Source organism: Variovorax sp. 01N429 (assembly GCF_056399425.1).
The window spans coordinates 96,766-119,600 of sequence record NZ_JBFTRG010000001.1; the positions used below are offsets into that span (position 1 = coordinate 96,766).

A 22,835-nucleotide genomic window follows, 5' to 3' on the forward strand; every position below is an offset into this window, starting at 1 on the left:
CTTCGCGTCTTTTGCCCTCCATGAACCCGGCCCGATGGCCGGGTTTTTTCGTTTTGGCGCGGTGCGGCTCAGGCACCCCCTTACAGCTTCCGCGGGGGCGCTGCTCAGGACTTGAGCAGTGCCTTGATGTCGTCCACCATCGCGGGAACGCCCGCGCCATAGCGCATGTAGAGTCTCAGGCGCCCCTGCGGGTCATAGACGAAGCTAGCGGCTGAGTGGTCCATCGAGTAGCTGGTCGGAGTCTTGCCGTCGACCTTCTTGTAGTAGACCTTGTAGTCTTTGGCGAGCGCCGGAAGCTGCTCTGGCGTGGGGATCAGCGCGACGAACGAAGGATCGAAAGCTCCCATGTACGCCTTCATGACTTCCGGCGTATCGCGTTCCGGATCGACCGTGACGAACAGAACCTGCAGCTTGTCGCCATCGCTTCCCAACTGCTGCTTCACCTGTGCCATTTCGCTCATGGTCGTCGGGCAGACGTCCGGACACTGGGCGTAGCCAAAGAACAGCACGACCACCTTACCCTTGAAATCCGCCATCGTTCTCGCACGTCCGCTCGCATCGGTCAGCGAAAAGTCCTTGGCGTAGTCGGCGCCGGTGATGTCAACCGCATTGAACGTCGGCTTTGCTTCAGTGCAGCCTGAGAGGTTGAGGCTCGCAATGGCGACAACACCGACCGTTGCAGTTGCCCGGGCGATTCTGCGGAGAGCCTGACGCTTGTTGATGGATGGAGTCATCGAAGATAGTGGTCGACGAGCAGCGCTGCAAACAGCACGCTCAGGTGAATCAGTGAAAAGCGAAAGGTCTTGCGCGCGAGCGCATCGGAATAATTTCGCCACAGCGCGAATGCATAGCCGGTGAATCCGATGCTGACGCCCAACGCAACGACCAGATAGAGCCATCCGCTCATGCCATAGATGAAGGGCATGAGGCAGGCGGCAAAGAGGATGAAGGTATAGAGCAACACGTGCAGCCGCGTGAACTCGTTTCCGTGCGTCACCGGCAGCATCGGCAAGCCGGCCTTGCGATAGTCCTCGACCCGATAGAGCGCCAGTGCCCAGAAATGCGGTGGCGTCCATAGGAAGATGATGAGGAAGAGGATCAACGCTTCGGGGCTTACTTCTCCCGTCATTGCGGCCCATCCCAATACCGGCGGCATGGCCCCTGAAGCGCCGCCGATCACGATGTTCTGGGGCGTCAGCGGCTTGAGGATGACCGTGTAGATGACCGCATAGCCAACGAACGTGGCGAATGTGAGCCACATCGTGAGCGGATTGACCGCGAACCACAGGAGCGCCGACCCTGCGCTGCACAGCACGGCCGAGAAGATCAATGCCTGTCGATCGCTCAGCTCTCCGCGAGCGGTAGGTCGCCACGCGGTTCGCTTCATCTTTGCGTCGATGCCCTTTTCGACCAGACAGTTGAATGCCGCCGCAGCCCCCGCGACCAGCCAGATGCCGATGCATGCGAGCGCGCCCTGCTGCACTTCGGCGAGACCCGGCACGCCCGGCACCGCGAGCACCATGCCGATCAGCGCGCAGAAGACGATCAACTGGACGACGCGCGGCTTGGTGAGGGCGTAGAACTGGCGCAGCACGCTCGCCGTCGTCGGCCCGTGCAGGGAAACTGGCGCACTCATGCGGCCTCCATTCGTTCGCGGCGCGCACCAGCACCGGCAGGCACCAGCGTTCGCTCGCGCCTGCTTTCGCAGAGGGTCCACGTCACGACGACCGCAAGCGCCGCGGCGCCGCCCGTGTGCAGGATGGCCGCGACGAGCGGCCAGCCGAGAAGCACGTTGCCCAGGCCGGTGGCGAGCTGGAGCAGCGCCAATCCTGCGAGCCAGCGGGCCTGCGGACGCAGCGGCTTCACCTGGTGCAATGACCAGCCAAGCACAGCCAGCGCGATGAAGACAAGGTAGGCCATCAGGCGATGCGCATAGTGGATCGCGGTCAACGCCGTGAAGTCGATCGGCACGCCATCAGCGGTCTCGCCAAGATGTCGCCACAGCTGAAAGCCTTGCGCAAAATTCATGGGCGGCCACCAGCTGTTCTGGCAAGTCGGAAACTGAGTGCAAGCCAAGACTGCATAGTTGGTGCTGACCCAACCGCCGAGCGCGATCTGCAGTGCGAGCAGCGCGGACGTGGCAATCAGCAGATTGCGCAAAATCGCAGGCAGAGGTGTAGGCAAGCGTTGCATGGCGTCTTGCTGATAGCGTACGGCCTGGATGCACAGCAGGGCCAGCAGGACAATCGCCCCCAGGAGGTGAAGCGTGACGATGGCGGGGAAGAGCCTCCAGGTGACGGTGAGCGCGCCGAACGCACCTTGCAGGCAAACCCACAGCAGCGTGGCCGCGGGCCACCAGGCGCTCAAAGGACGCCCACCGGCATGGCCGGGAAGGTGCTGACGGCGTCGCGCTACCAAAGTCGCCACTGCCAGCGCCAAGATGAGAGCGCCGACGCCGGTGGCGAGATAGCGATGAACCATTTCGACCCAAGCCTTGCTATGCGTGACCGGACCCGTGGGCTGCGCCGCCTGCGCCATTGCGATGTCGTGGCGCGCTCCGACCGGACTGGCGTTTCCATAGCAGCCCGGCCAATCGGGACAGCCAAGGCCAGAGTCCGTGAGACGCGTGAAGGCACCGAACAAAGTCAGATCGAAGGTCAGGAAAAGCGTGAGCACGGTCAGCGCGTGCAGCCGACGTGCGGGACCGGCACCGGCATTGCGGCGCCAGACCCAGATCAGCGGTCCGAGCGCGAGCAGCACGCCGACGGCCATCAACCAGGCGATGGGAGTGAGGTCGTAGAGGGAGGTTGGGTCCATGGCCGAATCAGCGCCCCGGCTCGTCCCAGGACGCGGAAGCGCGCAACAGCCTGTCGAGGTCTCGCTTGGCGCGGCTGGCGCCTGCGGTGTCCATGCGAGCAGGGAAACGCATCATCCAGTTGCCCATCGGATCGACGACGTAGAGGTGCTCGCCTACCGCATGGCTTGCGCTGGGAGCCAGCCACTGTTCAAGCTGGTCCGCAGGAACCCGGACAACCGTGGCGCCCCGCAGCGCGGCTTCAAGCCGCGCGGGGATCGGCGCCGCATCGCTGACGAGCCATACGCGGTCCAGGCGATCCTTTTCGCGGCCGAGACTCTCGCGAAGCTGCCGCTGCAAGTAGAGCTGCTGCTCGCAGACTGAATCGCAGGCAGCATTTGCGACGGCGACGAGCAACCATTGTCCCTTGAGCGCCGGAAGCTGAAACTTCGCACCGTCGGGTGAAGTACCCGCGATGTTCGGAACGGGGCGCTGCGGATCGACCAGCTCGCCATAGACACTCCGGCCTTCGGGCCGAATCACGTAATAGGTGAAGTAGGAGGCGACCACTGGCGCAGCGCAGCAGAGCAGCACGATGACCATCTTCCAACGCCCGAGCACGGTCCGGCGCGCTTCGGCACCTGCGAGTGCCTGGCGAGGCGACGGCATGGAATGCACGGTCAGGCCAAGGGGCTCGTCAGCGGCGGCCTGCAAGGCGTGCGCGGCGGCGGAGGGGGGCGATGAGTTGGAACCAGACATAGAGAATTACGACAAGAGCCGACAAGCCGAACCACTGGAACGCATAGCCGTAGTGCTTTTCGACACCGAGTGCGGGAGCCGGCCAATCGCGCTGCAGACCTTCGGATGGCTCACCGGTCTCCTGCAGCGAAATATCGGTCCGCAGGGGCAGTCCTGTCTCGGTCCGATACGCTTCAAGGTCGAGATTCTGCCGGATGGGCGAAGACCCCGCGGCAGTTGGCGTTGCAGCGGCCTGTTCGACCTTCCCAAGATCGAGCAAGCGCGCTGGCGGCGGAGCGATGCTTGCCGTCACGTCCACCAGGCCGGAAGGAGTGGCGACGGGCTCGAGATGGGCTCTTTCCGTGAAATTGCGTTGGATCCAGCCACGCTGGATCATCACGGTCTGGTTGGTTCCCTCGATCGCGAACGGCGTCAGCACATAAAAACCCGGCACGCCATGCATCTGGCGATTGTCCAGATACACGGTGTGGGGTGTCAGCCAGAGCCCCCGCAAGCGGACCGGCCTGTGGAGTGTGGACGCTGGGTTTTCGAGTGCAAGAAAGGCTTGCTGATCGAGCGGAGGAAGGTTCTTCTGCGCATCGATCTCGGCCTGGATGGCTTCCTTCTGCGCAGCGCGCGAGAGCTGCCAGCGACCCAGCGCCGCGGTACCCGCAATGGTGATCAGGGCGACCGCGGTGATCAGCCAGAAACGACCGCCACGGGAGCGCGGTCCCGTGGCCGAAAGATCTGTGTTCAAACCATGATGCGGCCTCTGCGGCCGATAATGTGGGTCATGAAATACTTTGTCGCCCTCGCCTTTGCGGGCATTCTGGCGAGCCTCGGATTTGCGCTCTTTTTCATGCTGAAGGACGGGCGCAATGGACGAGCCAAAAGTGGCGGCATGGCGCGCGCGCTGACCGTTCGGATTGCCCTCTCGGTCGTTTTGTTCCTTTGCATTCTGGTGGCGTGGAAACTCGGCTACATCCAGCCAGGGGGTCTTCCGGTCGGCAAGTAGCTGCTGATCGTTTCCCGAGAACCATGAAAAAAGCGCCTTGCGGCGCTTTTTTTCTTGTGCCGTCGTTCTTACTCAAAGCCAATAGACCGTGATGTACAGACCGAGCCACACGACGTCGACAAAGTGCCAATACCACGCCGCCCCCTCAAAGCCGAAGTGACGCTCCGGCGTGAAGTGCCCCGCACGAATGCGCAAGGTGATGAAGAGCAACATCAGCATACCGATGAACACGTGCAGGCCGTGGAAGCCTGTCAGCATGAAGAAGGTCGAGCCGTACGTGCCGGAACTCAGCTTCAGATTCAGCTCGGTATATAGGTGATGGTATTCGTAGCCCTGCACGAACAGGAATGTCAGGCCCAGCAACACGGTTAGCCACATGAACCGGACGGTCTGCGCACGATGGCCCGCACGCAGCGCGTGGTGGGCGATCGTGAGCGTCACACCCGAACTCAGGAGCAACGCCGTATTGATGGTCGGCAGCCAGAAGGGTCCAACCGTCTGGAAGGGCTCGACGATGTCGGCCGGTGAGCCGGTCGCGCCTGCGGCCATCGTCGGCCAGACGGCCTTGAAGTCGGGCCAAAGAAGTGCGTTGTCCAGGCTGCCGAGGGACGGCAGCGAATGAGTCCGAGCCCACCACAGCGCGGTGAAGAAGGCGCCGAAGAACATCACTTCCGAGAAGATGAACCAGCTCATGCTCCAGCGGAACGAGAGGTCGACCTTGTAGCCGTACTGGCCGCTCTCGCTTTCGCCGATCGCCGTGCGGAACCACACGAAGAGCGTGCCCAGCCAACCGATCATCCCAGCCAGCAGCGACCAGGCGCCCCATTGATGGCCATTGATCCACTGGGCCGCTCCCAAAATGACGAAGAGCAGGCCTGTCGCGGCCATCACCGGGTAGGCAGAAGGCCCGGGCACGAAGTAATAGGGCGTGTTGCCGTGCGTGGTTGAACTCATATCAGGTCTGGCTTTCTTCTCTCTCGGTTCAGATTCTGTAGGTCTTTTTCTTCAGGATGCGGCAACCCAGCGCACGAGCAGGATCAAGGCGCAGACAAAGAGCGCCACCGCAACGAGTGCAACTGCAATGATGTGCAGCGGGTTGAGTTTCGCGAGGTCATCCTGAAACCCGCTGTTCCTGCGCACGCCAAAGAACGACCAGGCAACCGCCCTGGCCGTTCGCAGCAGCGACCCTGACTTCTTTTGCTGTCCGACGGGCGCAGTCATGAGCGAGGCCCCACTGCCGCGTTGCTGGCCACGGGCGCTGCAGGCGTCTTCCCGCCGACCTCGAAGAATGTGTACGACAGCGTAATCGTCTTGACGTCCTTGGAAATCTTCGGGTCGATGACGAACGCCACGGGCCACTCCTTCTTCTCGCCCGGATCCAGCGTGTACTGGTTGAAACAGAAGCATTGGAGCTTATTGAAATACGGCGCTGCCTGCTGCGGGGCATAGCTCGGGATCGCCTGCGCGGACATCCGGCGGTCCTGCACGTTCTGGAACTCGTACATCACGGTGTGGAGTTCGCCCGGATGCACTTGCATCGAGTTCTGCGCGGGCTTGAAGTCCCACAGCCCGCGGACGTTCGTATCAAACTCCACGGTGATCGTGCGACTCATGTCCACCTGCGAGTTGTCAGGCAGGCGAACGCTCTTGCCACCCGACGCCCCGCCTGGAACCTCGAGTTCCGACAGCGCCAGGATATTGATGCCGGTCATTTCGCAAATAGCCCGGTAGACGGGTACCAGCGCATAGCCGAATCCGAACATGCCGGCCGCCACAATGGCCAGTTTGCCGACCATGCGGACGTTTTCGCGACGGATACGTTGACCGATGGCCATGGGTGCGCCTAATGCCCGATCCAGACCATGCGGATGATGAAGCCGATGAAGAACAGCAGCGCAATGGAGGCCAGCGTGAGCCCCATGCGACGATTGTTCCTCTTTTGTTCAGGTGTCATGGCGCGCGGCCCTTCAGCCGATGACCTTGGTAGCGGTTGCGTCCAGCTTGGGCGGAGTTTCGAAGGTGTGGAAAGGTGCGGGCGAAGGCACTTCCCATTCGAGCCCTTCGGCGGCTTCCCAAGGTTTCTGCCCGGCCTTCTCGCCCTTGCCGAGCATGGTGGGTAGCACGATGAAGAAGAAGAAGTAGACCTGGGCCAGTCCGAAGGCGAATGCGCCCACGCTGGCAACAGCGTTGAAGTCCGCAAACTGCATCGGGTAGTCGGCATAGCGACGCGGCATGCCGGCCAAGCCCAGAAAGTGCATCGGGAAGAAGGCCAGGTTGAACGAGATGAGCGACCACCAGAAGTGAATCTTGCCGCGCGTTTCGTTGTACATGACACCGGTCCACTTGGGCGACCAGTAGTAGAAGCCGGCGAACATCGCGTAAAGCGAACCTGCCACCAGAACGTAGTGGAAGTGGGCGACAACGTAGTAGGTGTCCTGCAACTGCGTGTCGATGGGCGCGACCGCGAGGATCAGCCCCGTGAACCCGCCCATGGTGAACACGAAGATGAAGCCGACGGCAAACAGCATCGGCGTCTCGAAGGTCATCGAGCCCTGCCACATGGTCGCAATCCAGTTGAAGATCTTCACGGCCGTGGGCACGGCGATCAGCATCGTCGCGTACATGAAGAACAGCTGGCCCGTGAGCGGCATGCCGGTCGTGAACATGTGGTGCGCCCACACGATGAACGACAGGATGGCAATCGAAGACGTGGCATACACCATCGAGGCATAGCCGAAGAGCCGCTTGCGCGCGAAGGCCGGAACGATCTGGCTGATGATGCCGAACGCCGGCAAGATCATGATGTAGACCTCGGGGTGGCCGAAGAACCAGAAGATGTGCTGGTACATCACCGGATCGCCGCCACCGGCGGGATTGAAGAAGCTGGTGCCGAAGTGCCGGTCGGTCAGCGTCATGGTGATCGCACCTGCGAGCACAGGCATCACCGCGATCAACAGGTAGGCAGTGATGAGCCAGGTCCAGCAGAACATCGGCATCTTCATCAGCGTCATGCCCGGGGCGCGCATGTTGAGGATGGTCACGATGATGTTGATCGAGCCCATGATCGACGAAGCACCCATGATGTGCATCGCGAAGATGCCTGCGTCCATCGAGGGGCCCATTTGCAGGGTCAGCGGCGCGTAGAGCGTCCAGCCGGCTGCGGGTGCGCCGCCAGGCATGAAGAACGAGCCGACCAGCATCAGCGCGGCCGGGATCAGGAGCCAAAAGCTGAAGTTGTTCATGCGCGCGAACGCCATGTCGGATGCGCCGATCTGCATCGGAATCATCCAGTTCGCGAAGCCCACGAACGCCGGCATGATCGCGCCGAACACCATGATCAGGCCGTGCATGGTCGTGAACTGGTTGAAGAGTTCGGGATTGACCAGTTGCAGGCCGGGCTGGAACAGCTCAGCGCGAATCATCAAGGCCAGCACGCCGCCGACCATCAGCATCGTGAAGGAGAACAGCAGGTACAGCGTTCCGATGTCTTTGTGATTGGTCGCGAAAACCCACCGCCGCCAGCCGGTCGGCGCGTGGTGGTGCTCGTCGTGGGAATGGTCGCCGTGGCCGTGGGCGTGGGGATCGAGGACTGCGCTCATCTTGATATTCCTTGCAAACTCGTCTTCGTGGAGCTCGCGGCTTACTTGCCGCGCTCGGCCAGCACTTCAGCCGGCTGCACCAGTTGGCCCGTCTTGTTCGACCAGGCATTCTTCGTGAAAGTCACCACGGCAGCGATGTCGGTGTCGCTAAGTTGTTTCCACGAGGGCATCGCCCCGTTGTTCTGACCATTGAGCACCACGTGAAGTTGCAGCTTGTGGTCCGAGTTGAGCACCGTCGCCGAGCCGTCAAGCGGCTTGACCGGGCCCGCGCCCTTGCCATTGGCCTGGTGGCAGGCGGCGCACGTGGCCGCGTAGACCTTCTCGCCACGCGCCAGCAATTCAGGCAGCGTCCAGACCTTGTTCGGATCGTCCTGCTTGGCAGCGGCTTCCTTGCGCTTGCCATCGACCCAGGCGGTGTAGTCGGCAGCCGCCATCACCTTGACGTGAATCGGCATGAAGGCGTGCTCCTTGCCGCACAGCTCCTGGCACTGCCCGTAGTAGTCACCCACCTTTTCCGCGCGGAACCAGGTGTCCCGGACGAAACCGGGGATTGCATCCTGCTTGATGCCGAATTGCGGAACCGCAAATGCGTGGATCACGTCGTTGGCGGTGGTGATGATGCGAATCTTCGTGTCGACGGGGACCACGAGCGGATTGTCGACCTTGAGAAGGTAATTGTCCGGAATGTCACCACGGGCGCCCGCGTCGGACATGGCGCGGTGGGAGGCGTCCAGCGTGGAGATGAACGAAAGGCCCTCGCCTTCGCCCTTGATGTAGTCGTAGCCCCACTTCCACTGGTAGCCGGTGACCTTGATGGTGAGGTCGGAGTTGGTCGTGTCCTTCTGTGCGACGAGCACCCGGGTGGCCGGCAGCGCCATCAGGATGACGATGACGAAGGGGACGATGGTCCAGATGACTTCGACCACCACGGACTCATGGAAGTTGGCGGCCTTGTGGCCGACGGACCTGCGATGCTTCCAGATCGAATAGAACATGACGGCGAACACCGCCACGAAGATTACGGTGCACAAGGCCAGCATCACCGTGTGCAGGAAATGCTGCTCCTGGGCGATCTTGGTGACGCCCACAGGGAGATTCAGTTGACGCACGGACGGTCCGCCGGGCAGGTCATTGACTGCATGCGCCGCGCCACTGAAAGCCGCGCCGGCCGCCAGCAGCAAATTCGCCGGCAAGATCTTGTTGCGCCAAATGCTCTTCATCGTGTTCACTTCTTCATTTTCCAGTTAACCCCACCGGTCCCCACGGTGAAACACTGCGAATGCCTGCTCAGGCACTTCGCAATGCCATGCGAATCTCACGCGCCAACGCTGCGCGCAACTCCGGGCGCACATACCGCCCCACCCTGACCGAACGACCCTGACCCGAGACCTCGATCAGCGAACGATCGCTGTCCTGAGGCTCGACCCGCACCTGGTGCGGCAAGAATTCCGTACGCTCGTAGTGCCCACCGTTCTCGAGTTCGACCACCAACCGGCCGCCCTGCAAGGCGATCTTTTCGCCGTCGGTCGCATGCCGCGCATACAGGACGAACGCGAAACCCACTGCGGCGAGTTCAAGCCAGGCGAACGGCAACACGAGCCGTGCGCCGTTCAGCCAGAAAACGGTTCCGATGCCAAGTGATACCACGCAGAGCGACGCGTAGAGCCAGCCAAGCTGGCTCGGCGTGACCGAGCAATTGCGCTTCAGGAACCAGTGGATGCTCTGGCCTGAAACAGTGGCAAAACGAAACACGGAATTCGACACGGGCGAGTTCAGCAAATCGGTGCGTCGATCTCTGTCGAACCCATATTCGACAGACCTCGATCACGGGACAATACCCGGGAGTTCACGCAGCGCCGGATTGTAGCGGTGAAGCAGCACCCTCTCATGCGCCTGGGCGACCGCGCTGAAGCATCGATCGCATCTCTCGAAGAGATACCGCGCTTTCGGCCGACAAGGCGACTCGCGGTGCGGGTTTGAATGCATGGCCGTAGATGATTTCGAAGGTCAGTGCGATGCGCCCTCCCCCGTCTGCTGCCGGCGCGAGTTCGGGCAGCGCACGGCCGAGCGCCTGGCGCCAGCCTCTGCCGCGCAATGCTGCAAATCGACTCGGGTGCAGGTTTCGCCCGAGGGTGCGCAACTCAGCCACGGCGGCATCGGCATCGGCCCACGTCAGGACGATCCGCTCCATGTCCATCACGGGTTCTGCGAAGCCGGCGCCGACGAGCATGTCGCCCCAATCGTGCATGTCGGTGAACTCATGGCTTGCGGGCGGCCATCCGAGCCGCTGGTAAAGCGCGCGCAGCTCCATCAAGGTGTCGGGTCCGAAGCAGGAGAACATCAGGAAGCCATCTGTCGCCACCCGACGATGCCATTCGCCGATCAGCGCGCCCGGGTCGGCCGCCATGTGCAGCGCCATGTTCGCCCACAGCAGGTCCACGCCCTCGTCGGGCGGCGCATCGAAGGTTGCTTGCGCCTCCTGCCAACGCCGTGCCGTCCACCAGGGCGCGGCGAGCACCTTCGCGGTCGGCGCCACGAGCGACGGCTCGGGCTCGACGACGTAGGCGGTGGCGTTTCGGTAGCGGCGGGCGACCAATGCGTGCGCCTCAAGGCCCCCGCGAAGCGGCGACCAATCGGCCCAGTGGCGCGGCTGCGCCTTGATCCACTGAAGCCGGTCTTCCATGCGCCGTCCTATTTCCTCGTGCAGCCAAGGAGAAGCGGCGGCTTGCGCGAGGCGGCTCCAGCGGCCAGCCGCCGTGGCATCGATGGTCGGCGGTCGCTGGGGAGAGTCGGGAGGCATGAGCCGCTCAGTATATTGAGGGATGTTCAAAAGCTGGTCCGAAAGGACTTTTTCATCCATTGCGGCTCGCGTGCCGAGCCAGTGCTTCGTGTGTCGCACGTGGCCCGCCCGGCCGGTGTGCGATGCGTGCGTGGCTCGCTTTGCGCCACCCGTGCCGCGATGCGTCACCTGCGCCTTGGCTGTCCCGGCGGGTATCGACCGGTGCGGCGGCTGTCTGCGCGACCCACCTCCGCTCGATGCCTGCCTTGCAGCCTGCGCGTATGTGTGGCCCTGGCCGGAGTGCATTGCTGAATTCAAGTTTCGCGGCGACGCCGGACTGGCCGCACCGCTGGCAACATTGCTCCGAAGTGCACCCTGGGTCGAGCGGGCGATCGAAAACGCCGACCTGCTGTTGCCGATGCCGTTGGCGCCGGCCCGTCTGCGCGAAAGAGGCTTCAATCAGGCCCATGAACTCGCACGCCGGCTGGCGCCGCGAAAGACCGATGCCGGCGTACTCCTGCGAACCCGCGAAACGAGCGCCCAAAGCGGCTTGACCCGAGTCGAGCGCCTGAGCAACCTGCGCGGCGCATTTGCCTTGGAGCCGCTCAAGCCAACGGCTGTTCGGAACCGTCGCGTGGTGCTGGTCGACGACGTCATGACCACCGGCGCTTCGCTCTTCGCCGCAGCGCAGGTGCTGCGGCTGGGCGGCGCGGCGCACATCACCGCCATCGTGCTCGCGCGCACCGAGGCAACGCCCTGAACACGCCCCTCGCGACAATTGCCCCATGTTTCACATCGTTCTCGTCGAACCCGAAATCCCGCCCAACACCGGCAACGTCATCCGCTTGGCGGCCAACACCGGCTGCACCTTGCATCTGGTGGAGCCTCTGGGTTTTTCGATGGACGACAAACTCCTGCGCCGGGCCGGCCTCGACTATCACGAATACGCCGAAGTCCGCCGGCACCCCACGTGGCAGGCGCTGCTCGAAACCGAGCGCCCCCCATCGGATCGAATGTTCGCCCTCACCACCCGCGGAACCCGCCAGGTCCACGACGTAGCCTTCCACCCCGGCGACTGGCTGATCTTCGGCTCAGAAACCCGAGGCCTGGCCCCCGAACTGCGCGAACAATTCCCCGAACCCCAACGCCTGCGCCTCCCCATGCGAGAAGGCCAGCGCAGCCTCAATCTCTCCAACGCCGTCGCAGTCACAGTCTTCGAAGCCTGGCGCCAAAACGGATTTGCATAAAAAGAGCGCCGCACCCCGCTCCCCTCCCAGAACCACCGCGGAACCGGCTCCGCCGGGCCGCTGGTGGTGCCCCCGGTAGAGGGAAGGCGAAGCGACACGAAGTGCGCGCAGCCTGGGGGCGAGCTACTTATACCGTCGGACCACAGACTCAGCCACGCAGGCCGGCTTCGGAGAGCCCTCCAGTTCGATGGTGGTCTCCCAAGTCATCTGCAGCCCATCATTGGCGATCGGCTCCGAAGTCAAGAGCTTCATACGACCACGGACGCGCCCGCCCACCGGCACCGGCGACATGAATCGAACCCGGTTCAATCCGTAATTGACGCCCATGCGCGACTCGACCACGCTGAAGGAAGTCTCATAGATGCGGGGGAGCAAGGACAGCGTGAGGAACCCATGTGCAATGGGCGCGCCGAACGGCCCGGCTTTGGCCCGCTCGACATCCACGTGAATCCACTGGTGATCCCCCGTGGCCTCCGCAAACAGGTTGACCTGCTCTTGCGTGATGGTGATCCAGTCGCTCACGGCGACTTCCTGGCCGACGCATGCGGCGAGATCCTCGAGAGTCTGGAATGTCTGTTTCATGCGGATCACTGTAGCGGTCTGGTTCGGTTGCGGGTGTCGACGCTGCGACATGCATGTTCAGGGAAAACCACGAGCGATGCCTCAAGCGTCCAGCCAGCGGCAGATCGGCGCCCATTGCTCCAGGTCACGCTGCACGCGCCCCGGCGCGATGTCGAACAGCGTCAGCCCGCGCGCGGCAAGTTGCACATAGTTCTGGGTATCCCTCAATTCGCCGAGGACCGGCACTTCAAGACCGGCAACGAATTCGCGCAGGCGATCGGCCGCCAGGGTTCGCGCGTCGACCCGCATGCCGACCAGCGCGACCTGCGTTTTGTCGACCCGGCGATGCGACAGCAGACGGTCCAGGAAATCGCGCGTCGCGTAGATGTCGAAGATGCTCGGCTGCAGCGGCACCAGCACCTTGTCGGCCAAGGCGACGACGTCCTTGAAGCGCGAGCCGTGCAGCCCGGCGGGGGTGTCGATGACGGCATGCGTGGTTCCGCGCGGCGGGCGAACGACGTCGCCGTCCGCTGTCGCGTCCCAAGTCCTGATCCCGCGCGCCACGGGCGGGCGCAGGCCGAGCCACAGTTTGGAGGACTGCTGGCGATCGATGTCGCCCAGCATCACCGGATGGCCACCGCTGGCAAAGTAGCCCGCGACGTTGGTTGCGAGCGTGGATTTGCCGACCCCGCCCTTGGGATTGGCGACCAGGACCACCGGCATCTGAGGCTCCTCGAGGCTGAAGACAGGCGCCATGGTAGCCGCCCGCGGAGTGCGCTATGTTCGCGGCATGCCGACAACAACAAGCACGGAAAGCACGCCCCATATCTACGTGATCGCCGCGCATCCGCGCTGGCGCGATTCCCGGGTCAATCTCCAGTTGCTGAAGGCAGCGCGAGAGATACCCGGCATCGACGTCAACGATCTCTACAACAGCTATCCCGACTACTCCATCGACGTGAAGACCGAGCAGGCGCGCCTGGCCCGCGCCGACGTACTCGTGTTGCTGCACCCTATTCAGTGGTATTCGATGCCGGCGCTCCAGAAGCTCTGGATCGATGAAGTGTTCAGCTATGGCTGGGCCTACGGCAAGGGCGGCAGCAAGCTGGAAGGAAAGGACTTCTGGCTGGTCGCGACCACCGGCGGCCCTGAAGAGAGCTATCACCCGCAAAGCTACAACCGCTATTTCTTCGACGCCTTCCTGCCACCCTACGAGCAGACCGCAGCACTGTGCGGCATGCGCTTCCTGCCGCCGCTGGTGTTTCATGGAGCCCGCAGCGCGCCGCCATCCGAGATTGCCGCACACGTGGAAGTCTTCAGTGAAAGACTTCGAACCTATCCGAACTGGCCGGAGATGGACGACATTGCCGCCTGCCCGAGTTGCGTCGTGCCGGAAATCGACCGCCCCCTGAGCCAGGAAGAGGCTTGACGATGGCACACATCCCTGTCTGGCTCATCAATTCACTGATCTACCTCGGCGCCGCGGTGCTGGTGGTGCCACTGTCGAAGGCACTCGGGCTGGGTTCGATCATTGGCTATCTCGCCGCCGGCATTGCCATCGGACCGTGGGGACTGGGGCTGGTGACCAATGTCGAGGACATCCTGCATTTCGCGGAGTTCGGCGTGGTGCTCATGCTTTTCCTCGTTGGCCTTGAACTGGAGCCGAAGCGGCTCTGGAGTCTGCGCGGACCCATCTTCGGCTGGGGCTCGGCACAGGTGCTGGGCTGCGCCGCCGTGCTCTTCCTGGTCGGCTTCCTCGCGGGCGCAAACTGGCGCGTCGCGCTGGTGGCAGCGCTGGGGCTGGCGCTGTCGTCCACGGCGATCGCGCTGCAAGTGTTCGGCGAGCGCAACCTGCTCCTGACGCCGAGCGGGCAGGCCGGCTTCTCGATCCTGCTTTTCCAGGACGTGGCTGCCATTCCGATCCTTGCGCTGCTTCCGCTTCTGGCCGTCGGTCCTGACGCCAGCGACGGCATTTCGGGATTTGAGCGGGCACTGCAGGGGCTGAAGATCATCGGCGTGATCGCCGGCATCGTGATTGGCGGGCGTCTCGCCCTCCGGCCTTTGTTGAGGTGGATCGCACGCAGCAAGACTCCCGAGATCTTCACCGCCGCCTCGCTGCTGCTGGTGGTCGCAATCGCGGCGCTGATGCAATTCATCGGCCTCTCGATGGCGCTCGGTGCTTTCCTGGCCGGCGTGCTGCTCGCCGAAAGCGAATACCGGCGCGAACTGGAAACCGACATCGAACCGTTCAAGGGCCTCCTGCTGGGCCTCTTCTTCATTGCGGTGGGCATGAGCATCGACTTCGGCGTGTTGCTCAGTCACCCCGCGCTCATGGCGGCAGTCGTGATCGGCTTCATGCTGCTGAAGTTCGGCGTGATCTATGGGCTAGCGAAGTTGATGCACGTGCCGCATCAGCAGCGGCCGGTGTTCACGCTGCTGCTTGCGCAGGGCGGCGAATTCGCTTTCGTGGTGTTTCAGGCCGCTGGCCCCGATGTGCTGCCGCGCGGAGTCGCATCGTTCCTGATCGGTGCAGTGGCGCTTTCTATGTTGATCTCGCCCCTGCTGCTGGTGGCGATCGACAAATGGGTGATGCCGCGCTACAGCACCCAAGCGCCGACGACCATGGAGGAGATTTCAGAGCAACAGGACGCCAAGGTGATCATTTGCGGCTTCGGTCGCTATGGGCAGATCGTTGGGCGCATGCTGAGCGCACAGGGCTTGAAGATTACCGTGCTCGACCATGATCCGGACACGATCGAAAGCTTGCGTGAATTCGGCTTTCGTGTCTTTTATGGCGATGCAACGCGGCTCGACCTGCTGCGCACCGCAGGCGCGGGCACGGCGAAGGTGGTAGTGGTGGCGGTCGACGACATGGAGCAGTCGCTGAAAATCGTCGATCTCGTCCGGCAGAATTTCCCGAACGCCAGGATCGTTGCGCGCGCGCGCAATGTGGCGCACGTTTATCAACTGCTCGACCGCAAGATCGAGCACGTCGAACGGGAACTCTTCGAGTCTTCGCTACGGAGCGCCCGCTCGGTGCTCGAAGGCCTCGGCTGGCCCGCGCACGAGGCGCGCGAAACGGCGATGCATTTCAGGCTTCGCAATATCCAGCTCATGCACGAGGTCTATCCGCACTACAAGGACCGCGCCAAGCTGATCGCCGCCCAAAAGGAAGGGCGCCATCAATTCGAAGAGCAGATCGCACGTGAGCGCGAAGAGCACCGCCAACGCACCGCCCATCTTGACTGGGACAAGAACGAGCAGGAGCAGACCTCGTAGCCCGCCTTACTTCGCGAGCTTGAGCAAGCGAACCGCGTTGTCCTTCAGGATGCCGGGCACCACCTCGGGCTTGAACCCCGCATCCTCGAAATCCTTGAGCCAGCGGTCGGGCGTGATCAGCGGATAGTCGCTCGCAAACAGCACGCGATCCTTGAGCAGCGTGTTGGCGTACTGCACGAGCTGCTTGGGAAAGTACTTCGGGCTCCAGCCCGAGAGATCGATCCAGACGTTGGGCTTGTGCGTTGCAACACTGAGCGCCTCGTCCTGCCATGGGAAGCTCGGATGCGCCATCACGATCTGCATGTCGGGGAAGTCGATGGCGACGTCGTCCAGGTGCATCGGATTGCTGTACTCGAGCCGCAGGCCGCCACCGCAGCGCATGCCCGAGCCGATGCCGCTGTGCCCCGTATGAAAGACCGCCGGCAGCGCGTACTCATTGATCACTTCGTAGATCGGCCAGGCCATCTTGTCGTACGGGTGGAAACCCTGCACTGTGGGATGGAACTTGAAGCCCTTGACGCCGTGCTCCTCGATCAATCGCCGCGCTTCGCGTGCGCCCATCTTTCCTTTGTGCGGATCGATGCTGGCAAACGCAATCATGATGTCGGAGTTCTTCTGGGCCGCTTCGGCGATCTCCTCGTTGGGAATGCGGCGCCGACCCATGTTCGACTCGGCATCGACCATGAACATCACCAGGCCGATCTTGCGCTCGCGGTAGTAGTCGATGCTCTCCTGGATGGTCGGGCGGCGGCTCGACCTGAAATATTTGTCCGCGGCGCGATCGTATTCCTCGCCGTAGTTATCAAAGGGATTCCAGCAACTCACTTCGGCATGCGTATGCGTGTCGATCGCGATGAGGTTCTGATAGTCCATGGCAGTGTCTCCAAGGGTTGGGGGCTTAGGGTAAGTCCTCATGCCGCACACCTTCATGCGGCTTGAATTGATTATTTTCTATAACCATAATCGATCGCACTCCGGAATGCAATCATGATCCACACCGACCTCCAGCTCGACATCCAGGACAACATCGCCATCGTGCGCCTCACCCGCGCCAGCAAACGCAACGCGCTGTCCGACGCATTGATCCTCGCCCTGCGCAACACCTTCGAAAAGCTGCCCAGTTCCGTGCGCGCAGCCGTGATCGACGGCGAAGGGCCGCACTTCTGCGCCGGGCTCGACCTGTCGGAACTCCAGGAGCGCGACGCCGGCCAGGGCCTCGTGCATTCGCGCATGTGGCATGCGGCGCTCGAACTCGTGCAGCACGGCCCTGTGCCCGTGATCGCGGCGCTCCACGGCGCCGTGGTTGGCGGCGGACTCGAACTCGCCAGTGCCTGCCACATCCGCGTTGCCGATGCGACCACCTTTTACGCGCTGCCCGAAGGCTCTCGCGGCATCTTCGTCGGCGGAGGAGGTTCGGTGCGCATTCCCAAGCTGATCGGCACCGCCCGCATGACCGACATGATGATGACGGGCCGCGTCTACAACGCCGAAGAGGGCGAGCGCGCCGGCTTCGCTCAATACCTCGTCCCCGAAGGCACCGCCCTGGACAAGGCGGTCGAACTCGCCAGGCGCGTGGCTTCGAATGCACCGCTGACCAACTACGCGCTGATGCACGCGCTGCCGCGAATCTCCGAGCAACCCGCGGACCACGGATTCTTCACCGAAGCGCTGATGGCAGGCATCGCGCAAAGCGCGCCAGAGGCCAAGGAGCGGGTGCGCGCCTTCCTCGAAGGCAAGGCCGGCAAAGTGCAGAAAAACTGAGGTCATCCATGCAAGCCCCTCGCTCAGCGGCAATCACGCCGCGCTACCGTCCCGTGACCTTCGGCGTGCGTCGTGTGAGCGTGCGCGAAGGCGCCGCGGGCGTCCGCTACATCGAGGCGACGGAGCCGCTCAAGGAATACGCTGAGCGCATCACCGACCGCCTGATGCACTGGGCGCACGTGGCGCCCGATCGCACTTTCGTGGCGCGGCGCGCGCAGCTTCCTGACGGGAGCACCGGGGAATGGCGGCACCTCAGCTATGCGCAGGCGCTGCAGGATGCACGGCGCATCGGGCAGGCTCTGCTGAACCGTGGGCTGAACGCCGAGCGGCCGGTCATGATCCTGAGCGAGAACAGCCTGGAGCATGCCCAGTTGTCGTTGGCATGCATCTACGCCGGAATCCCCTACTGCCCCGTATCGCCTGCCTATTCCATCGTCAGTCAGGACTACGACAAGCTGCGACACATTTTCGAGACGCTCACCCCAGGACTCGTCTTCGCGAGCGATGCCGCGCGCTTCGGCCGGGCAATCGCCGCAGTCGCGCCTGCGGACGTCGAAATCGTGCTGCAGCAGGGCCATGGCGGCGCGGCGGACGTCGGTGCGGCTTCACCCGATCTGGCCGGCCGCAAGATCACCACTTTCGACAGCCTGCTGGCCACACCGGCCACGCACGCGGTGGACAGGGCCATGGAAGCGACCGGGCCGGACACGATCACGAAGTTTCTATTCACCTCGGGCTCGACCAAGATGCCCAAGGCCGTCATCAACACGCAGCGCATGTGGTGCGCCAATCAGGTCCAGATCGCGCAATCCATGCCCTCGCTGGCCGAAGAACCGCCGGTGCTGGTCGACTGGCTGCCGTGGAACCACACCTTCGGCAGCAATCACAACGTCGGCATCACGATCTATCACGGGGGCACGCTCTACATCGATGACGGCAAGCCCACGCCGGCACTGATGGGAGAAACGCTGCGCAACCTGCGCGAGATCGCCCCCACCGTCTATTTCAACGTGCCGACCGGCTTCGAGGCCATCGCCCACGCCATGAAAGAAGATGCGCAGCTTCGCAAGACGCTGCTGTCGCGCGTGCGCATGTTCTTTTATTCCGGCGCCGCGCTGGCGCAGCCCGTCTGGGACCTGCTGCACGAAATCCAGGAAGCGGAGATCGGCGAGCGCATCGTGATGGCAACCGGCCTCGGCATGACCGAATCGGGCCCTTCGGCGATGTTCATCAACAGCCCCGACGTGCGCGCAGGCGATGTCGGCGTGCCGACGCCGGGCATGACGCTCAAGCTGGTCGACGTCGACGGCAAGGTGGAGGTGCGCTATCGCGGACCGAACGTCACGCCCGGCTACTGGCGAGCCCCTGAAGCAACGCGCGAAGCTTTCGATGAAGAAGGTTTCCTGTGCACGGGTGACGCGGTTCAGTGGATCGACGATGCAGACATCCACCGCGGCTTGCGCTTCGATGGCCGCATCGCGGAAGACTTCAAGCTCGCCACCGGCACCTTCGTCAGCGTGGGACCGCTGCGGGCCCGGATCAGCGCGGCCGGGGCGCCCTACGTACAGGACGTGGTGCTGACCGGCATCAACCTGAAGGAAGTCGGCGCGCTCATCTTTCCGACGCAGGCGGTGCGGCAACTCTCGGGCCTTCCGGAGGGCGCTTCCATGAAGGATGTCGTCGAAAGCGCACCCGTGCAGGCGCGGTTCCAGGAACTTCTGGACACGCTCGCCGCCGCGAGTACCGGCAGCGCCAACCGCATCGCGCGCGCGCACATCGTTTCCGAGCCGCCATCGATCGACAAGGGAGAAGTGACCGACAAGGGCTCCATCAACCAGCGCGCCGTGCTGAAGCATCGCGCCGCATTGGCCGAGGCCTTGCACAACGACACCTTGCCCTTCACGCTCAAACCCCGCTAAATCACCCAAGGACCACCCAAGGAGACAACCGCCATGAACATCCAAGGACAAGCAGCACTCGTCACCGGTGGGGCATCCGGCCTCGGTGAAGCCACCGCACGCGAACTCGCGCGGCTGGGCGCGAAGGTGGCTGTGCTCGACGTCAACGCCGCTCTCGCCGAAAAAGTTGCGGCCGAAATCGGCGGCATCGCCTGCGTCTGCGACATCACGCAAGCCGACAGCGTCACGGCGGCCCTCGACAAGGCCGAGGCTGCGCACGGCCCTGCTCGTATCCTCATGAACGTCGCGGGCATCGGCAGCGCCAAGCGCATCGTCGGCAAGGACGGCAATCCCGCACCGCTCGAAGACTTCGTGCGAGTGGTCAACGTCAATCTCATCGGCGCCTACAACATCAGCCGGCTCTACGCAGCGCGCTGCGCCAAGCTCGACCCGGTCGAAGGCGGCGAGCGTGGCGTGATGATGTTCACCGCATCGGTGGCGGCCTTCGACGGCCAGGTGGGCCAGCAGGCCTACAGCGCGTCAAAAGGTGGATTGGTCGGCATGACGCTGCCGATGGCGCGTGATCTTGCGCAGCACGGCATCCGCGTTTGCACCATCGCACCGGGGCTTTTCGCGACCCCGCTGCTCAAGGAACTGCCGGAACCGGTCCAGCAATCGCTCGCGGCTTCGATCCCCTTCCCGCCGCGCCTGGGCAAACCCTCGGAGTTCGCCGAACTGGCATGCCATATCGTGACCAACGGGCACCTGAACGGCGAAGTAATCCGCCTGGACGGCGCGCTTCGCATGGCCCCACGCTGACCAAGTCCCGAGTTTTTGTTAGCTACCCAAGGAGACAGTCCTCATGAACTTCAAGAAAGCAACCCTCGCTGCCGCGCTCGTGCTCGGCCTCTTCGGCGCCGCGCATGCTGACCTCACGGTCGGTGTCGTGCTGCCGCTCACCGGCCCGGCTTCGGGCCTGGGTATTCCGATGAAGAACCAGATCGCGCTGTGGCCGAAGACCATTGCGGGCGAAAACCTCAAGGTCGTCATGCTCGACGATGCGACCGATCCGACCACCGGCGTCAAGGACACCCAGCGCCTGGTGACGGAAGACAAGGTCGACGTCATCATCGGCTCGGCGGCTACGCCGGTGGCGATTCCGATGGCCGACGTGGCTGCGGAATCGGGCACGGTGCAACTCGCCGCATCGCCAGCAGGCCTGCCCCCCGGCAAGGACAAGTGGACTTTCCGCCTGCCGCAGTCGAACGACGTCATGGCCTACGCCGTGGTGCAGCACATGAAGGCACAGAAGATCAAGACGATCGGCTTCCTGGGCTACACCGACGCCTATGGCGAACTGTGGCTCAAGGCGCTGACTGCCGAAGCCGAGAAGAACGGCATGAAGATCGTCGCCGCTGAGCGCTTCGGCCGCGCCGACACCAGCGTCACCGCCCAGGTGCTCAAGCTCACGTCGGCCAACCCCGACGCCATCCTGATCGTCGCCTCGGGCAGCGGCGCCGGCATGCCGCAGAAGGCAGTGATGGAGCGCGGCTACAAGGGCAAGGTCTACCAGACGCACGCCGCCGCCACGCAGGATCTGATGCGCACCGCCGGCAAGGACGCCGAAGGCACCTTCGTTGTCTCGGGCCCCGCCACCGTCGCCGAGCAGCTGCCCGACAACCATCCGTCGAAGCAGGCAGCGGTCGCATTCGTTCAGCAGTACGAGAAGGCCTATGGCCCGGGCTCGCGCAACCAGTTCGCGGGCCACGGCGCCGACGCGCTCACGGTGCTCGAAAAGGCAGTTCCGATCGCGCTCAAGAAGGGCAAGCCCGGCACGCCTGAATTCCGCGCCGCGCTGCGCGATGCCATGGAGACCATGGGTCGCACCGTGCTCGCGCATGGCGTGCTCAACTGGACGCCCGACAACCACTGGGGCTACACGAACGAAACCGGCGTGATGCTCAAGGTGGTGAACGGCCAGTTCAAGGTCGACGCGCAACCCTGATCACGGACGAACTCGAGCGCAAGCCCCGCCATGGATTTCTCAATAGCCAGCATCCTGACGCTGGACGGACTCACGAACGGGGCGGTCTATGCGCTTCTCGGCATGGGCATCGTGCTCGTGTTCACCGTCACACGCGTCATCTTCATCCCACAGGGTGAGTTCGTCGCTTACGGCGCACTCACGCTGGCGATCTTCCAGACGGGCAAGGTGCCTGGCACGGTTTGGCTGCTGCTGATCCTTGCCGGAGTCGCCGCGCTCATGGACCTGGCGAGCACCTGGCGGCACCGCGGGCGGCTCGCGCCCGCTCTGGTGGCGGCTGTGCGCACGTTTGCCGTGCCTGCCGTCATCTGCGCCATCTCCGCATGGGCCGCGCCGCGCCAGCTTCCGCTTGCATTGCAGGCGCTGCTGACGATCTGCATCGTCACGGCGTATGGCCCGCTGGTCTATCGCGTCGCCTACCAGTCTCTCGCAGGCGCGAGTTCGCTCGTGCTGCTCATTGTCTCGGTCGGCGTGCACTTCGCGATGACTGGCCTCGGGCTGCTTTTCTTCGGCGCCGAAGGCTTTCGCAATCCGCCGTTCTGGGACGAGCGCTTTGCCATCGGGCCGCTCAATGTCAATGGCCAGGCGGTGATCATCTTCATCGCGTCTGCTGCCCTCATCGTGATGCTGTGGCTGTACTTCGAGCGCACCCTGTATGGCAAGGCGCTGCGGGCCACGGCCGTGAACCGCCTCGGCGCGCGCCTGATGGGCATTTCCACGCAGACCGCGGGGCAGCTCACCTTCGCGATGGCCGCATTGATCGGTGCGCTCTCTGGCTTGCTGATCGGACCGACGACGACGATCTTCTACGACTCGGGCTTTTTGATCGGGCTCAAGGGCTTCGTGGCTGGCGTCATCGCCGGGCTCGCGAGCTATCCCGGTGCGCTGATCGGCGCATTGGGGGTGGGCGTCATCGAATCCTTCGGCTCGTTCTGGGCCAGCTCGTTCAAGGAAGTGATCGTGTTCACCATCATCCTGCCGGTATTGCTCTGGCGTTCGCTGCGCAGCGGCCACTCGGATGAGGACCACTGATGAAAGCTCTCCCCCAGGCTTGCCCACTTCGTGTGGCCGCCACCCCCCGTCCGGGGGCAACCCCTGCGGCCCGGCAGAGCCGGTTCCG

At 63.5% G+C, this 22,835-nt stretch carries 26 protein-coding genes; 10 read left to right on the top strand and 16 right to left on the bottom strand.

The window, feature by feature from the left end:
* Positions 1-104: 104 nt before the first annotated feature.
* The 5 genes from AC1DSF_RS00455 to AC1DSF_RS00475 are packed head-to-tail and all read right to left on the bottom strand — an operon-like array spanning position 105 to position 4,289.
* Positions 105-734 carry an SCO family protein gene (locus AC1DSF_RS00455; protein ID WP_478124758.1) on the bottom strand — a complete coding sequence of 210 codons (630 nt, stop codon included), beginning with the start codon at positions 732-734 and terminating at the stop codon, positions 105-107.
* Positions 731-1,636 carry a heme o synthase gene (gene cyoE, locus AC1DSF_RS00460; protein WP_478124759.1) on the bottom strand — a complete coding sequence of 302 codons (906 nt, stop codon included), beginning with the start codon at positions 1,634-1,636 and terminating at the stop codon, positions 731-733. The genes AC1DSF_RS00455 and cyoE overlap by 4 nt, the downstream gene beginning before the upstream one ends.
* Positions 1,633-2,817, bottom strand: a complete 1,185-nt coding sequence (locus AC1DSF_RS00465; protein WP_478124760.1) for a COX15/CtaA family protein — start codon at positions 2,815-2,817, stop codon at positions 1,633-1,635. Before AC1DSF_RS00465 ends, cyoE begins: the two co-directional genes overlap by 4 nt.
* A 7-nt stretch (positions 2,818-2,824) precedes the next feature.
* Positions 2,825-3,553, bottom strand: coding sequence for an SCO family protein (locus AC1DSF_RS00470; RefSeq protein ID WP_478124761.1), 729 nt, complete (start codon positions 3,551-3,553; stop codon positions 2,825-2,827).
* Positions 3,492-4,289 carry an SURF1 family protein gene (locus AC1DSF_RS00475; protein ID WP_478124762.1) on the bottom strand — a complete coding sequence of 266 codons (798 nt, stop codon included), beginning with the start codon at positions 4,287-4,289 and terminating at the stop codon, positions 3,492-3,494. The genes AC1DSF_RS00470 and AC1DSF_RS00475 overlap by 62 nt, the downstream gene beginning before the upstream one ends.
* A 36-nt stretch (positions 4,290-4,325) precedes the next feature.
* On the opposite strand from AC1DSF_RS00475, the gene AC1DSF_RS00480 reads away from it, so the two are divergent.
* On the top strand, positions 4,326-4,547 hold the full coding sequence (locus AC1DSF_RS00480) for a twin transmembrane helix small protein (protein WP_478124763.1): 222 nt from the start codon (positions 4,326-4,328) through the stop codon (positions 4,545-4,547).
* 72 nt (positions 4,548-4,619) lie between these two features.
* Here the strand turns inward: AC1DSF_RS00480 and AC1DSF_RS00485 are convergent, their stop codons facing one another.
* The 8 genes from AC1DSF_RS00485 to AC1DSF_RS00520 all read right to left on the bottom strand — a co-directional run bounded on the left by AC1DSF_RS00485 (position 4,620) and on the right by AC1DSF_RS00520 (position 10,946).
* Entirely contained in the window at positions 4,620-5,501 is an 882-nt protein-coding gene (locus AC1DSF_RS00485; RefSeq protein ID WP_478124764.1) for a cytochrome c oxidase subunit 3, read from the bottom strand.
* Positions 5,502-5,552: 51 nt separating this feature from the next.
* Entirely contained in the window at positions 5,553-5,768 is a 216-nt protein-coding gene (locus AC1DSF_RS00490) for a DUF2970 domain-containing protein (RefSeq protein ID WP_478124765.1), read from the bottom strand.
* A complete protein-coding gene (locus AC1DSF_RS00495) occupies positions 5,765-6,382 on the bottom strand; it encodes a cytochrome c oxidase assembly protein (protein WP_478124766.1) in 618 nt (205 codons plus the stop codon). Before AC1DSF_RS00495 ends, AC1DSF_RS00490 begins: the two co-directional genes overlap by 4 nt.
* Before the next feature lie 8 nt (positions 6,383-6,390).
* A complete protein-coding gene (locus AC1DSF_RS00500; RefSeq protein WP_478124767.1) occupies positions 6,391-6,501 on the bottom strand; it encodes a cytochrome oxidase small assembly protein in 111 nt (36 codons plus the stop codon).
* Between the two features lie 13 nt (positions 6,502-6,514).
* Positions 6,515-8,146, bottom strand: coding sequence for a cytochrome c oxidase subunit I (ctaD, locus tag AC1DSF_RS00505; RefSeq protein WP_478124768.1), 1,632 nt, complete (start codon positions 8,144-8,146; stop codon positions 6,515-6,517).
* 41 nt (positions 8,147-8,187) lie between these two features.
* Entirely contained in the window at positions 8,188-9,366 is a 1,179-nt protein-coding gene (gene coxB / locus AC1DSF_RS00510; RefSeq protein WP_478124769.1) for a cytochrome c oxidase subunit II, read from the bottom strand.
* 67 nt (positions 9,367-9,433) lie between these two features.
* The gene (locus AC1DSF_RS00515) at positions 9,434-9,910 is read right to left on the bottom strand and encodes a DUF2244 domain-containing protein (protein ID WP_286567805.1); all 477 of its coding nucleotides are present in this window, start codon (positions 9,908-9,910) and stop codon (positions 9,434-9,436) included.
* A 121-nt stretch (positions 9,911-10,031) separates the two neighbouring features.
* The gene (locus AC1DSF_RS00520) at positions 10,032-10,946 is read right to left on the bottom strand and encodes a biotin synthase (protein WP_478124770.1); all 915 of its coding nucleotides are present in this window, start codon (positions 10,944-10,946) and stop codon (positions 10,032-10,034) included.
* Positions 10,947-10,968: 22 nt separating this feature from the next.
* On the opposite strand from AC1DSF_RS00520, the gene AC1DSF_RS00525 reads away from it, so the two are divergent.
* Positions 10,969-11,685 carry a ComF family protein gene (locus AC1DSF_RS00525; RefSeq protein ID WP_478124771.1) on the top strand — a complete coding sequence of 239 codons (717 nt, stop codon included), beginning with the start codon at positions 10,969-10,971 and terminating at the stop codon, positions 11,683-11,685.
* A 25-nt stretch (positions 11,686-11,710) separates the two neighbouring features.
* A complete protein-coding gene (gene trmL / locus AC1DSF_RS00530) occupies positions 11,711-12,172 on the top strand; it encodes a tRNA (uridine(34)/cytosine(34)/5-carboxymethylaminomethyluridine(34)-2'-O)-methyltransferase TrmL (RefSeq protein ID WP_478124772.1) in 462 nt (153 codons plus the stop codon).
* Between the two features lie 123 nt (positions 12,173-12,295).
* Here trmL and AC1DSF_RS00535 read toward each other — a convergent pair whose 3' ends face one another.
* Positions 12,296-12,754, bottom strand: a complete 459-nt coding sequence (locus AC1DSF_RS00535; RefSeq protein ID WP_478124773.1) for a MaoC family dehydratase — start codon at positions 12,752-12,754, stop codon at positions 12,296-12,298.
* Positions 12,755-12,835: 81 nt separating this feature from the next.
* On the bottom strand, positions 12,836-13,456 hold the full coding sequence (locus AC1DSF_RS00540; RefSeq protein WP_478125271.1) for a nucleotide-binding protein: 621 nt from the start codon (positions 13,454-13,456) through the stop codon (positions 12,836-12,838).
* 67 nt (positions 13,457-13,523) lie between these two features.
* Here AC1DSF_RS00540 and kefF point away from each other — a divergent pair, with 67 nt between their 5' ends.
* Both kefF and kefC read left to right on the top strand, forming a co-directional pair.
* Positions 13,524-14,162, top strand: a complete 639-nt coding sequence (gene kefF, locus AC1DSF_RS00545) for a glutathione-regulated potassium-efflux system oxidoreductase KefF (protein ID WP_478125272.1) — start codon at positions 13,524-13,526, stop codon at positions 14,160-14,162.
* A 2-nt stretch (positions 14,163-14,164) separates the two neighbouring features.
* The gene (gene kefC, locus AC1DSF_RS00550) at positions 14,165-16,012 is read left to right on the top strand and encodes a glutathione-regulated potassium-efflux system protein KefC (RefSeq protein WP_478124774.1); all 1,848 of its coding nucleotides are present in this window, start codon (positions 14,165-14,167) and stop codon (positions 16,010-16,012) included.
* A 6-nt stretch (positions 16,013-16,018) separates the two neighbouring features.
* Here kefC and AC1DSF_RS00555 read toward each other — a convergent pair whose 3' ends face one another.
* The gene (locus AC1DSF_RS00555; RefSeq protein ID WP_478097890.1) at positions 16,019-16,885 is read right to left on the bottom strand and encodes an amidohydrolase family protein; all 867 of its coding nucleotides are present in this window, start codon (positions 16,883-16,885) and stop codon (positions 16,019-16,021) included.
* A gap of 114 nt (positions 16,886-16,999) precedes the next feature.
* Between AC1DSF_RS00555 and AC1DSF_RS00560 the strand changes: the two genes are divergently transcribed.
* The 5 genes from AC1DSF_RS00560 to AC1DSF_RS00580 are packed head-to-tail and all read left to right on the top strand — an operon-like array spanning position 17,000 to position 22,747.
* The gene (locus tag AC1DSF_RS00560) at positions 17,000-17,773 is read left to right on the top strand and encodes a crotonase/enoyl-CoA hydratase family protein (RefSeq protein ID WP_478124775.1); all 774 of its coding nucleotides are present in this window, start codon (positions 17,000-17,002) and stop codon (positions 17,771-17,773) included.
* An 8-nt stretch (positions 17,774-17,781) separates the two neighbouring features.
* Complete coding sequence (locus tag AC1DSF_RS00565; RefSeq protein ID WP_478144013.1) at positions 17,782-19,692, top strand: feruloyl-CoA synthase; 1,911 nt, start codon at positions 17,782-17,784, stop codon at positions 19,690-19,692.
* A gap of 33 nt (positions 19,693-19,725) precedes the next feature.
* Positions 19,726-20,490, top strand: a complete 765-nt coding sequence (locus AC1DSF_RS00570) for an SDR family NAD(P)-dependent oxidoreductase (RefSeq protein ID WP_478124777.1) — start codon at positions 19,726-19,728, stop codon at positions 20,488-20,490.
* A gap of 43 nt (positions 20,491-20,533) precedes the next feature.
* Positions 20,534-21,676: an ABC transporter substrate-binding protein gene (locus tag AC1DSF_RS00575; protein ID WP_478124778.1), complete on the top strand. Its 1,143-nt coding sequence runs from the start codon at positions 20,534-20,536 to the stop codon at positions 21,674-21,676.
* Between the two features lie 30 nt (positions 21,677-21,706).
* Entirely contained in the window at positions 21,707-22,747 is a 1,041-nt protein-coding gene (locus AC1DSF_RS00580; protein ID WP_478124779.1) for a branched-chain amino acid ABC transporter permease, read from the top strand.
* Positions 22,748-22,835 lie beyond the last annotated feature (88 nt).

Bases quoted from the DNA above. Each gene is read 5' to 3' on its own strand.
- AC1DSF_RS00455 (WP_478124758.1), bottom strand. From the start codon at position 734: ATGACTCCATCCATCAACAAGCGTCAGGCTCTCCGCAGAATCGCCCGG.
- cyoE (WP_478124759.1), bottom strand. From the start codon at position 1,636: ATGAGTGCGCCAGTTTCCCTGCACGGGCCGACGACGGCGAGCGTGCTG.
- AC1DSF_RS00465 (WP_478124760.1), bottom strand. From the start codon at position 2,817: ATGGACCCAACCTCCCTCTACGACCTCACTCCCATCGCCTGGTTGATG.
- AC1DSF_RS00470 (WP_478124761.1), bottom strand. From the start codon at position 3,553: ATGTCTGGTTCCAACTCATCGCCCCCCTCCGCCGCCGCGCACGCCTTG.
- AC1DSF_RS00480 (WP_478124763.1), top strand. From the start codon at position 4,326: ATGAAATACTTTGTCGCCCTCGCCTTTGCGGGCATTCTGGCGAGCCTC.
- AC1DSF_RS00485 (WP_478124764.1), bottom strand. From the start codon at position 5,501: ATGAGTTCAACCACGCACGGCAACACGCCCTATTACTTCGTGCCCGGG.
- AC1DSF_RS00490 (WP_478124765.1), bottom strand. From the start codon at position 5,768: ATGACTGCGCCCGTCGGACAGCAAAAGAAGTCAGGGTCGCTGCTGCGA.
- AC1DSF_RS00495 (WP_478124766.1), bottom strand. From the start codon at position 6,382: ATGGCCATCGGTCAACGTATCCGTCGCGAAAACGTCCGCATGGTCGGC.
- AC1DSF_RS00500 (WP_478124767.1), bottom strand. From the start codon at position 6,501: ATGACACCTGAACAAAAGAGGAACAATCGTCGCATGGGGCTCACGCTG.
- ctaD (WP_478124768.1), bottom strand. From the start codon at position 8,146: ATGAGCGCAGTCCTCGATCCCCACGCCCACGGCCACGGCGACCATTCC.
- coxB (WP_478124769.1), bottom strand. From the start codon at position 9,366: ATGAAGAGCATTTGGCGCAACAAGATCTTGCCGGCGAATTTGCTGCTG.
- AC1DSF_RS00520 (WP_478124770.1), bottom strand. From the start codon at position 10,946: ATGCCTCCCGACTCTCCCCAGCGACCGCCGACCATCGATGCCACGGCG.
- AC1DSF_RS00525 (WP_478124771.1), top strand. From the start codon at position 10,969: ATGTTCAAAAGCTGGTCCGAAAGGACTTTTTCATCCATTGCGGCTCGC.
- trmL (WP_478124772.1), top strand. From the start codon at position 11,711: ATGTTTCACATCGTTCTCGTCGAACCCGAAATCCCGCCCAACACCGGC.
- AC1DSF_RS00535 (WP_478124773.1), bottom strand. From the start codon at position 12,754: ATGAAACAGACATTCCAGACTCTCGAGGATCTCGCCGCATGCGTCGGC.
- AC1DSF_RS00540 (WP_478125271.1), bottom strand. From the start codon at position 13,456: ATGCCGGTGGTCCTGGTCGCCAATCCCAAGGGCGGGGTCGGCAAATCC.
- kefF (WP_478125272.1), top strand. From the start codon at position 13,524: ATGCCGACAACAACAAGCACGGAAAGCACGCCCCATATCTACGTGATC.
- kefC (WP_478124774.1), top strand. From the start codon at position 14,165: ATGGCACACATCCCTGTCTGGCTCATCAATTCACTGATCTACCTCGGC.
- AC1DSF_RS00555 (WP_478097890.1), bottom strand. From the start codon at position 16,885: ATGGACTATCAGAACCTCATCGCGATCGACACGCATACGCATGCCGAA.
- AC1DSF_RS00560 (WP_478124775.1), top strand. From the start codon at position 17,000: ATGATCCACACCGACCTCCAGCTCGACATCCAGGACAACATCGCCATC.
- AC1DSF_RS00565 (WP_478144013.1), top strand. From the start codon at position 17,782: ATGCAAGCCCCTCGCTCAGCGGCAATCACGCCGCGCTACCGTCCCGTG.
- AC1DSF_RS00570 (WP_478124777.1), top strand. From the start codon at position 19,726: ATGAACATCCAAGGACAAGCAGCACTCGTCACCGGTGGGGCATCCGGC.
- AC1DSF_RS00575 (WP_478124778.1), top strand. From the start codon at position 20,534: ATGAACTTCAAGAAAGCAACCCTCGCTGCCGCGCTCGTGCTCGGCCTC.
- AC1DSF_RS00580 (WP_478124779.1), top strand. From the start codon at position 21,707: ATGGATTTCTCAATAGCCAGCATCCTGACGCTGGACGGACTCACGAAC.